Raw genomic sequence first — 10,793 nt, 5'->3', positions numbered from 1 at the left:
AAAGGTGCTGCTCATGGAATACAATACTTCTGAACTATGCGACATTTACGCTGATATGATTGATGTTGTTGAACCTATGTTTATGAATTTCGGTGGTAAGTCATCATTCGGCGGTAAAATCACCACTATCAAATGCTTTGAAAGCTTAGGGCTGATCGCTGAAACCGTTCAGCTGCCAGGGTTGGGTAAGGTGTTACTTATTGACGGTGGTGGTTCGCTAAGAAGAGCATTGATTGATTCTGATATTGCGCAGACAGCATTTGAGAATGAATGGGAAGGTATTATAGTTTACGGTAGTATTAGAGAAGTCGAACAATTAGACAACATCAATATCGGTATTCAAAGTCTTGCTTCTATTCCAGTTGGTGCAGACGATAATCGTACTGGGGAACTCGATGTGGCGGTTAACTTTGGCGGCGTGACATTCTTACCTGAAGATCATGTTTATGCAGACAGCACAGGTATTATATTATCCCCTGATCCACTTGATATTGAATAAATGGATCGAAACAGAGGTATCGGTTTTCTCAACCATACCTCTGAATCAAATTATACTTCTTCTAGCTCTTCTAGTTCTTGAACTTCATCCATTTTGCCTAGCAATGAACGTAAACGATCTTGCCACACGTCTTGCTGGCTTTTAAGTTCAGAATTATCCGCTAATAGTTGGTTGTTTTCTTCTTTTAGCTCTTCTAATTCCATTTGTAAAAGGGTAATGGTATCAACTGCTGTTTGAACTTTACTTTCTAATTTATCTAATACGTCAAAATTCATTTTTTCACCCATGATTTAAGAATTCAATATTGTGCTGAGAGGGCTTATCCCTTAACTAGAAGAATACAACGCTAGTTAACCGACAACAAGTCTTATTAGTTAATTTATGATGCGCCCAAGCAGAATTTAGTTTTTGATTGTGAGCCCTGACATTTATGCATCAAATTGTTTGATTCATCGCTAATGAAGGCATATCAGAATCCGGTTTACCAACAACTTTAGCGGGGACACCTGCGACTGTCGTGTGTTCCGGTACCGACTCTAGTACCACACTACCAGCACCGACTTTAGCCCCTCTGCCGACTTCAATATTACCCAGCACTTTCGCGCCAGCACCAATCATCACTCCGGCTCTAATTTTCGGATGACGATCGCCACTTTCTTTACCGGTACCACCAAGCGTGACACTTTGTAAAATTGACACATCATCTTCTATAATTGCCGTTTCGCCAATCACAATACCGGTTGCGTGATCAAGCATAATACCTTTGCCTATTCGAGCAGCTGGATGAATATCAACAGCAAACACCACTGATATTTGGTTTTGTAAATAAATCGCTAATGCTTCACGCTTTTGATTCCAGAGCCAGTGCGCAATTCGATACGACTGCAAGGCCAAAAATCCTTTCAGATATAAGAGCGGTGTCGAGAAATATTCTACCGCCGGATCTCGTTCCTGTACTGCACATAAATCAGCAGCAACCGCATGTAAAATATCCGGTTCAGCTTTTAATGCTTCTTCAATCACTTCACGTAATAAAATAGCAGGCATTGTCGCGCTACCGAGCTTATTTGCTAATTGAAAACTCAATGAGCATTTTAAACTATCGTGATTTAGTATTGTTGAATGGAAAAAGCTCGCGAGCATAGGTTCCTGTTCAACTAATAATTTAGCCTCACCTCTAATTTTAAGCCAAGACATTGAAAGTTTATCTTCCATGTTCATTCCTCTACAACATTTAGAGTTCACGTTTATATTAATCATTTTTCGTCTTTACAATTGAAATCGGGTCTTGGTGAATAAGCACTTCCGTATTCGCAAATTCACGGAGTAAATTAGTTTCTACATTATCAGCAATAGCGTGCGCTTGGAACAACGTAAGGTGGTCATCAAGTTCAATATGCAATTGAATAAAACGCATATAACCTGATTGCCTAGTCCGTAACTCATGTAATCCCAGTACATTTTCTGTATTCGCAACAATAGTCGTTATTTTAGTAATATCTTCAGCCGCTAATTCATGATCCAGAAGCATCTGAATTGATTCCATACCAATCTCATACGCACTGTATAATATGTAACAGGATATCAAGATTGTCGCCAAACCATCAACCCAATAAAAGCCATAAGCAGATAAGCTAAGTGCAATTAATACCGCAGCATTAAGCCATAAATCTGACTTGTAATGGAGTGAATCCGCTTTAATCGCAATACTGCCAGTTTTAGTGACTACAAATGTTTGATAACGTATTAATACAAAAGTAAGTAATAATGCAAAAATCGAGACTGCGATACCAAGTTCTGAACGTACAATTGGCTGCGGATCTAATAAGGCGCTAATACCATGTAACATCAATAGAATCGAAGACCCAACGATTAATGCTGATTGCACCAACCCAGCCAAAGATTCAGCTTTACCATGGCCAAAACGATGCCCTTCATCAGCGGGTACTAATGCGTATTTAATCGCAAACACATTAATAATGGACGCACCAATATCTAAAAAAGAATCCGTCAATGACGCGAGTATCGACGATGACCCCGTCGCAAACCAGACAAATAATTTACTGCATAATAAAATAACAGCAGTTGCGACCGATGCATAACTCGCACGTTTGACTAACTGTTCATGATCAGAATCTATCACAAGCTTACCTTTTACATTCTCTTGCGTTTATTATAAACCGAGGCAGTAGAAAAACAACGTCAAGTTATTCATCTAAACCAGCTGAAAATCAAAGAAAATAGACATAATAAAAACATTATGTTGTTATTATGGATAGCAAAGGCATATAGATATAAATAAGACTTTATACTAGCCTCTTCATCTAAAATAATAGTAACAAATATTACGTAATTAACTTCTCATCATAAATAAAGCCATCATGTAGTGGTCACAATCTCCGCCCCTTTAGTTGCAGATAGCATTGTTTATTATACTATCTTAGTTAAACTGACAAGGCATCACCAATTTGTTGTTGCGCCAAAAAATGTAAAACAAAGTAAATCTTCAAATTATTTACTGCTTAACCCAGTATCCTATACCATAAGAACACTTAACAGAGTACCTAATATGACTAAACTATTATTAATTGATGATGATAGAGAATTGGCCGAACTGCTAGCCGAATTTTTGAGTCTCGAAGATTTCGATGTCGATATGGTGCATGATGGTGAAGCCGGTTTAGCCGCAATCAGAGGCAATCAATATGATATGGTCCTTTTAGATGTCATGATGCCAAAACTAAACGGCTTTGAAGTATTAAAAAAACTGCGTGTTGATAACAATATTCCAGTCTTAATGTTAACAGCGAAAGGTGATGAGATTGACCGCGTACTTGGCTTAGAAATGGGTGCCGATGATTATTTACCAAAACCCTTCAGTGAACGTGAATTATTAGCACGAATTAGAGCTGTATTACGTCGCATCGAACCACCAACAACTAAAAAAACAGAATTGCTGACACACTTAGATATTGAAATAAACAGCCGAACCCAAGAGGCATGGTGTCAAACCATTCTGCTTGACCTAACCAGCACCGAACTGATGTTATTAGAAGCACTCATCTCGTCTCCAGGTACGATCCTAACCAAAGCCGATTTAAGCGAGCAAGTACTGGGGAAAAAACTGACGCCGTTTGACCGTAGTATTGATATGCATTTAAGTAACTTACGTAAAAAGTTACCAGAAAGAAAAGATGAAAAAATGCGCATTCGCACACTTCGTGGCCGTGGTTATATGTGGTTAGATACATAATCAAACCCGCTACACTTCTATCATTTTTGAAATAAGGTTATTAACACGTGCTTAGACGCAAATTGAATCAACTGTTCGTTAAAATTTTTGTTTGGTTTTGGTGTATGCTACTACTCGTTGTTGCCGTCGTTATAGCACTACCGACGTTAGATAGCCGAGTCATGAGACAACTCGACCCGCGCTCAGTCAGCATTTTAAATAGCATTGCACATAATATTGCCAGCTCAGCTGATCGCTATCCGACCATCCCATTACAAGTGTTAATAACCCCTAAAGAAGCACAAACAAAACATTTTTATTTAGTCCGTATGAATGGCGATATCATTTCAAGTAGCAAAGCCTCTAAGGCTATTCGCCGCTTTATTTTGCAAAGTGAAGAATCGCCACAACCGAAAGTAAAACAATATAAAAACTGGTTAATGACCGGACCGATCCCCATAAAACTACGTGGTGAACCATTCCAATTGTATGCCGCACAACAGTTACCGGCAGAGCACAATATATGGTTAATTAATGTCTTAGATAGACCATTTCTATTACTTTTCATTACGATGTTTGTCAGTATGCCATTATGTGCGTCACTCGCATGGCATATTTCGAAACCATTACAAAAGTTACAACGAACCGCAGCCGAGATCACCGATGGTAATTTAGATGCCGTCGTGCCAGCGACTCAAAGACAAGATGAAATTGGTGAATTAGCGCGAAGTTTACGCACTATGATGTTCTCTATTCGTGAACATATTTCACTTCAGCATCGTTTATTGAGTGATATTTCTCATGAGTTGAGATCGCCCTTAACGCGGTTAAAAATGTCAGTGGCATTATCTAAACGCCATTATGGAGAGACCAAAGAGATCTTACGTATCGATAACGAATCGCAACGTTTAGAAGAAATGATCTCAGCGCTATTAAACTTATCGAAAACCCAGTTAAATGCCACAACCAAAGAATCATTTAATCTTGACTCACTGTTACAGCCTATTTGCGATGATGCCATTTTCGAAGCGGAACAATTAGACAAAAGTTTCAGCCATCAATCGATTCCAGATCTAAATATCAAAGGTTTCCCTGCACTTTTCGGCAGCGCCATAGAAAACGTCATTCGCAACGCATTACGCTATGCCAACCAACAGGTTAATTTAGCTATCAGCAGCGACACCGATAAGATAACGTTTGTGATCACAGATGATGGCCCAGGCGTACCAGAAGACGAAATTGAGCAGATCTTCAAACCTTTTTATCGCGTATCACAAGCCCGAGACCGTGAATCAGGCGGTGCAGGTTTGGGACTGGCTATTACAGAAAATGCGATCAGGCAACATCATGGTAAGATAGTGGCAAGCAATAGAGAAACTCACGGCTTGCAAATCACTATCACTATACCAATCAGCTAACATCTACATCCATATTTAAAAAATACAGAAGAGAAGTCGATTATTGCTTCTCTTCTGCTACGTTATCAATAGTGAATTGCGGACGTAATGGATCTTTAGTATTTAACTCAGGGAACATCTTTTCTATTTGTCGACGCTGTTCCACCCGGGCCTTTTTCTTCTCATACATTTCTGTATCCAGATCTGCAAAGAACATATTAATCAAAATATTTAAGCTAAAAGGTATCGCGCTTAATATAATCAAGCCTGCTACGATCAAAGTACTACGCTTTTTCATCACTTTTACCATTAGGTTGTTAAATTTGCTATTCTACGCAAAGTACCCACGTTATATAACCCTGAACTGAGACTTTATTATGTTACAAATAGCACTATTTGAACCTGAGATCCCACCTAATACAGGTAATATCATTCGCCTTTGTGCCAACTCTGGTTTCAAATTGCATTTAATCGAGCCGCTTGGCTTTGAGTGGGATGATAAAAGGGTAAAACGTGCGGGACTGGATTATCATGAATTTGCAGACGTAAAACGTCATGCTAATTATCAAGCATTTTTAGATTGTGTGGGGGATGCGCGTATTTTTGCCTGTACCACCAAAGGCACGAAATACCATCATGAAGCGCAATATCAAGCAGGTGATGTGTTATTATTTGGACCTGAAACACGTGGTCTACCGCCAGAAGTGCTCGATACATTGCCACAAGAGCAAAAGGTAAGAATTCCGATGCTACCAGAGAGTCGCAGTATGAATTTATCGAACGCGGTATCTGTGTTTATCTATGAAAGCTGGCGCCAACTGGGTTTTGCCGGTTCAAAATAAAAAGAAAGGGTGATAGATACAAGCTCCATCACCCTTATCATAAGATTATGTACAATCATTATTTCGCTAAATTAGCCGCATGAAAACGCATATGTTTTTCAATAAATGTGGCGATGAAATAGTAACTATGATCATAACCATCATGCATTTCCAGCGTCAGAGGATAACCCTTTTTCTCCGCCGCAGCGGTCAACATGTTCGGTTTAAGTTGCTCATCCACAAATGAATCATCTTTGCCTTGCTCAACCATCGCAGGTACAAATTTATCCGCTTCCGCCATCAGTAAACTCGCATCGTATTGTTGCCACGTTGCTTTATCTTTACCGAGATAATTTTGTAATGCTTTTTGTCCCCAAGGACAATTGATTGGATTACTAATCGGACTAAATGCCGTCACCGAGCGATAGCGTTCTGGATTGCGTAATGCTATCACTAACGCGCCATGTCCACCCATCGAATGCCCACTGATTACACGCTTTTGTGTCACCGGGAAATTAGCTTCAATTAATGCTGGTAATTCATTGAGCACATAGTCATACATTTGATAATGCGTATTCCACGGTGCCTGTGTGGCATTCACATAGAATCCAGCACCTAAACCGAAATCATACGCTTGGTCAACATCATCAGGTACACCTTCACCACGCGGACTCGTATCCGGTGCCACAATCGCAATACCCAGTTCTGCAGCAATACGCTGAGCGCCGGCTTTTTGCATAAAGTTCTCATCCGTACACGTCAGGCCAGACAACCAATACATCACAGGAACTTTACGCATATTTGATGCTTGCGGTGGTAAATACACAGCAAAACGCATCTGACAATTTAACACGCTCGACGCATGATTATATTGATGCTGCCAACCGCCAAACATTTTATTACTACTAACCACTTCTATAGACATGACAAACCTTTACTCGTCGCCCCGCTATTTAGATGCTCAATAGCGGGGCATATTTTAATTACTTATCGAAGTGGATAACGCTACGAATACTTTCACCGCGATGCATTAAATCAAATGCTTCGTTGATATCTTCAAGACCCATAGTATGGGTAATGAAATCACTTAACTTGAATTCACCCTGTAGGTAACGTTCAACGTAATCAGGTAGCTCTGTACGGCCTTTAACACCACCGAATGCACTGCCACGCCATACACGACCAGTTACCAGTTGGAATGGACGGGTTGAGATCTCTTTGCCTGCACCGGCTACACCGATAATGACTGATTCGCCCCAACCTTTATGGCAACATTCTAATGCTGAGCGCATTAAGTCAACGTTACCAATACATTCAAACGAGTAATCGACACCGCCGTCTGTTAGTTCAACAATAACGTCTTGAATTGGCTTGTCATAATCTTTTGGATTGATGAAGTCTGTTGCACCCAATTTCTTCGCTAATTCGAATTTACTTTCGTTAATATCGATAGCAATAATACGACTCGCTTTCGCCATAGTCGCGCCGATAACAGCAGAAAGGCCGATACCACCTAAGCCGAAGATAGCAACGGTTGCGCCTTCTTCCACTTTCGCCGTATTCATTACCGCGCCCATCCCCGTTGTGACACCACAACCAAGGAGGCATACTTCTTCAAGCGGGGCTTCTTTATTCACTTTAGCTAACGAAATTTCTGGTAATACTGTGTATTCAGAAAATGTTGAACAACCCATATAATGGAAGATTGGTTGACCGTCTTTATAGAAACGTGTCGTGCCATCAGGCATTAAACCTTTACCCTGTGTTTCACGGATCTGTTGGCAAAGATTTGTTTTACCTGATTTACAGAACTTACATTCGCCACATTCTGGTGTATATAAGGGAATAACGTGATCGCCAACTTGCACGCTCGTCACACCTTCACCTATTTGTTCTACGATACCACCACCCTCGTGGCCAAGAATGACAGGGAAGATACCTTCTGGATCGTCACCCGATAATGTGAATGCATCGGTATGACAGACACCTGAAGCGATAACCTTAACCAACACTTCACCTTTTCTTGGTAACATTACATCCACTTCTTCGATGGATAGTGGTTGGTTTGGGCCCCAAGCAATCGCGGCTTTAGATTTAATAAATTTGTCAGTCATGTTCATCTCCATTGGGATAAAATTAATATGCCGTAATACCTATCTATGTATTCGGCCAGTCATACTGTATGGCGTTCATTATATTCATTTGCACAGAAATGATAATACCCTTGAAACACAAATTACTTTTACCCTGGTGTAACAATAGAAAAGAAAAACAAAAATACCGCGGTAATTTCATCTTTCCTTTTCGTTAATAACGAGCTTGATAACAGTGCTGTATTATCAGCAAGATTTAAACTTATTCAGTATAGTCGATAGGATTTATGACATGGTCTTCTCTTGTAGCGACGGGTATAGCAACCAAGCAAGTGATAAACCGCGAGCAAGCATAAAAGGTATTCATTGCCAGCCACAAAGCATGATTACCTAATCCACTGCTAATAACATAGGTGGGTAAGAGATACAAACAACACAACATGCTGTTACGCATATAATTATTTACAGGGGTTATTTACCGGATCGTCTAAAACAGTTCAATTTCACCTTCATCCATAGACCCCGAGCTAATCGTCTTGTTTTGCACTTGCAGTGACTGCTGCTTGAGCTGTTCCGCGGCAGCTTTCAGTTTATCAATAAAGGTATCTTGTTCGGCATCTTCCTCTGCAGATAACAACTCGCTACACGCCAGTAATACTTGTTTCATATTCTCCGCTTGCAACACATTATGTTCCGATAATTGGCTGATAATATCTTCAACCTGCAGACTTCTAACTGAATCATTAACACATGCTTGGGTATCGACAGATAAACTCATGAGGTTATCTAAGTTCGTTTCTAAATTTTCTTCTAACTGCGCAAATTTAATTAATTCTTGCTGTAACCGCGCTTGTGTCTGTGATGACTTTTCAGCATTATCTTTCGCTAATGATTCAACCATTGATTTCGCTTCGACGAATGTGGTCATCGCTTGTGTCACTTGCCCTCTGATCTGCTCATTAAATTTATTTGAAGTATCAGATAATAACCGAATTTCTTGTGCTACAACGGCAAAACCACGTCCCATCTCACCTGCCCGAGCGGCTTCAATGGCTGCGTTCAAGGAAAGTAAATTGGTTTGACTAGCGATTTTCTGTGCATTATCAACAAGCCCATTAATATTATTCATCTGACTTTCCATCACTGCGATCTTATTTACCGCCTCATTACTCTGCGCTGTCGTCTCCATCATTAAATCAGAACAAATATTGAGAAATTGGTGTGTTGATTCAATGAATATTTTTAAATCAATAGCATCAGGATCATCATATTCCTCCCCTGTTAGGGCTAAGGCTTTATCTTTAGAAATACTGAGCAGTACTTTATGTAAAGATGCGGATTGCTCTGCTGACATGCGCAATAATTCAAAAAAAGCACTATTTAAAGTGGAAAATGATTCGCTATTAATATTCTGAGTTTTATTTAAATCATTTTTTAACTCATCAATGTGTGGTGGGATCTCTTGCTGCAGCATAGCGACCAACATCGCTTTGGTATTCACTGCGGTGCTATTTTCAAGTACTTCTTGATCTTGCGCCTCTAACCTTTGCTTCTCTGACCGTTTTTTAGCTGACACAACCGCTATCAACACAAATATTAATGTCACCACAGCGGCACCTGCAGCAAGCCACTCTTGCAGAACTAACATGAGTAATAATGGCAATAGCGCAGCACCTTGAAATAAACTAAATCGTGTCATAAGCAGCCCTTTTAACTTTGTCTGTTTTCTTCTGCACTAATGCGGCTAACTTAGGCGCAATGAGCGGCAAGCTTAATATGTCCATAGCCGCGCCAAGCCTGACGGCGGCACCAGGCATGCCCCAGACAACGGATGACGCTTCATCTTGTGCTATGGTTAAAGCACCTGCTTGACGCATAGCCAATAATCCTCCGGCACCATCCTTCCCCATTCCGGTCAACATCACCCCTATGGCTTTATCACCATAGGTCTTAGCGACAGATCCCAGTAACACATCAACAGACGGTTTGTGTCGATTTACAGCAGGGCCATCGTCTAATTGGCAAGTATAACGCAGTCCGGATCGCTGCACTTTTAAATGGCAATCTCCAGGCGCTATGTACACATGGTTAGGTTTAATGACTTCTTCACTTGTTACTTCAATCACAGTTAAGCAGCAATTATCATTTAGGCGTTTGGCGAATGCCCCGCTAAAATGTTTGGGAATATGCTGAGCCACAACAATAGGAGGAAAAGGTGGTACTAATGGGGTTAATAACTCTCTTAATGCTTCAGTTCCCCCCGTTGATGCACCAATAGCGATTAATCTATCTTCTTGTATTTCTTGGCTTGTAAGCAAAGTTGTTTGCGGTTCTCGCATGACACGTAAATTTGCACGGCAGGCTAATTTAACTTTAGTACAAAGTTCATCGCCAAAATCACCCAATGATTGGATACTGTTATCAGTAGGCTTCGCAATAAAATCAAACGCCCCTAACTCCAGCGCTTTTAATGTCACTGGCGCACCTTGTGACGTCAGTGTTGAGACCATGACAACAGGCATAGGACGTAATCGCATTAAGTTATCTAAAAAAGATAAACCGTTCATTCCCGGCATTTCAACATCAAGCGTTAATACATCGGGATGTAATTTTTTAATTTTTTCGCGCGCATCAAAAGGATCAATCGCGCTACCAACGACATCAATCCCCAGATCAGAGCTGAGTAGTGTGGTTAATATTTTTCGCATTAATGCAGAGTCATCGACAACCAGCACTTTTATTTTCGGCATA

The 10,793-nt window shown here is 40.4% G+C and carries 12 protein-coding genes; 4 read left to right on the top strand and 8 right to left on the bottom strand.

Annotated features, from left to right (window positions below; genetic code table 11):
• Positions 1 to 13 precede the first annotated feature (13 nt).
• The gene (gene rraA / locus PE36_RS05600) at positions 14 to 499 is read left to right on the top strand and encodes a ribonuclease E activity regulator RraA (RefSeq protein WP_006030990.1); all 486 of its coding nucleotides are present in this window, start codon (positions 14 to 16) and stop codon (positions 497 to 499) included.
• Between the two features lie 50 nt (positions 500 to 549).
• Here the strand turns inward: rraA and PE36_RS05595 are convergent, their stop codons facing one another.
• From PE36_RS05595 to PE36_RS05585, 3 genes are all read right to left on the bottom strand, one after another.
• Positions 550 to 774: a cell division protein ZapB gene (locus PE36_RS05595; RefSeq protein WP_043994012.1), complete on the bottom strand. Its 225-nt coding sequence runs from the start codon at positions 772 to 774 to the stop codon at positions 550 to 552.
• A 160-nt stretch (positions 775 to 934) separates the two neighbouring features.
• Positions 935 to 1,714 (bottom strand): serine O-acetyltransferase, encoded by a 780-nt coding sequence (gene cysE, locus PE36_RS05590; protein ID WP_006030988.1) that lies wholly within the window; start codon positions 1,712 to 1,714, stop codon positions 935 to 937.
• A gap of 37 nt (positions 1,715 to 1,751) precedes the next feature.
• Entirely contained in the window at positions 1,752 to 2,642 is an 891-nt protein-coding gene (locus PE36_RS05585) for a cation diffusion facilitator family transporter (protein ID WP_006030987.1), read from the bottom strand.
• 426 nt (positions 2,643 to 3,068) lie between these two features.
• On the opposite strand from PE36_RS05585, the gene PE36_RS05580 reads away from it, so the two are divergent.
• Entirely contained in the window at positions 3,069 to 3,752 is a 684-nt protein-coding gene (locus PE36_RS05580; protein ID WP_043994001.1) for a response regulator, read from the top strand.
• Positions 3,753 to 3,856: 104 nt separating this feature from the next.
• A complete protein-coding gene (locus PE36_RS05575; RefSeq protein WP_006030985.1) occupies positions 3,857 to 5,149 on the top strand; it encodes an ATP-binding protein in 1,293 nt (430 codons plus the stop codon).
• 40 nt (positions 5,150 to 5,189) lie between these two features.
• Here the strand turns inward: PE36_RS05575 and PE36_RS05570 are convergent, their stop codons facing one another.
• Positions 5,190 to 5,426 (bottom strand): hypothetical protein, encoded by a 237-nt coding sequence (locus tag PE36_RS05570; protein ID WP_043993996.1) that lies wholly within the window; start codon positions 5,424 to 5,426, stop codon positions 5,190 to 5,192.
• 79 nt (positions 5,427 to 5,505) lie between these two features.
• On the opposite strand from PE36_RS05570, the gene trmL reads away from it, so the two are divergent.
• Positions 5,506 to 5,970 carry a tRNA (uridine(34)/cytosine(34)/5-carboxymethylaminomethyluridine(34)-2'-O)-methyltransferase TrmL gene (trmL, locus tag PE36_RS05565; RefSeq protein ID WP_006030983.1) on the top strand — a complete coding sequence of 155 codons (465 nt, stop codon included), beginning with the start codon at positions 5,506 to 5,508 and terminating at the stop codon, positions 5,968 to 5,970.
• Positions 5,971 to 6,028: 58 nt separating this feature from the next.
• Here the strand turns inward: trmL and fghA are convergent, their stop codons facing one another.
• The 4 genes from fghA to PE36_RS05545 all read right to left on the bottom strand — a co-directional run bounded on the left by fghA (position 6,029) and on the right by PE36_RS05545 (position 10,792).
• Entirely contained in the window at positions 6,029 to 6,874 is an 846-nt protein-coding gene (fghA, locus tag PE36_RS05560) for an S-formylglutathione hydrolase (RefSeq protein WP_006030982.1), read from the bottom strand.
• Between the two features lie 58 nt (positions 6,875 to 6,932).
• Positions 6,933 to 8,063, bottom strand: coding sequence for an S-(hydroxymethyl)glutathione dehydrogenase/class III alcohol dehydrogenase (locus PE36_RS05555; protein ID WP_043993995.1), 1,131 nt, complete (start codon positions 8,061 to 8,063; stop codon positions 6,933 to 6,935).
• A gap of 466 nt (positions 8,064 to 8,529) precedes the next feature.
• Positions 8,530 to 9,741, bottom strand: coding sequence for a methyl-accepting chemotaxis protein (locus PE36_RS05550; protein WP_006030980.1), 1,212 nt, complete (start codon positions 9,739 to 9,741; stop codon positions 8,530 to 8,532).
• Entirely contained in the window at positions 9,728 to 10,792 is a 1,065-nt protein-coding gene (locus PE36_RS05545; protein ID WP_006030979.1) for a chemotaxis response regulator protein-glutamate methylesterase, read from the bottom strand. The genes PE36_RS05550 and PE36_RS05545 overlap by 14 nt, the downstream gene beginning before the upstream one ends.
• Position 10,793 lies beyond the last annotated feature (1 nt).

Source organism: Moritella sp. PE36 (assembly GCF_000170855.1).
Classification (GTDB): Bacteria; Pseudomonadota; Gammaproteobacteria; order Enterobacterales; family Moritellaceae; genus Moritella.
This window is presented reverse-complemented; position numbering and strand designations above follow the sequence as displayed.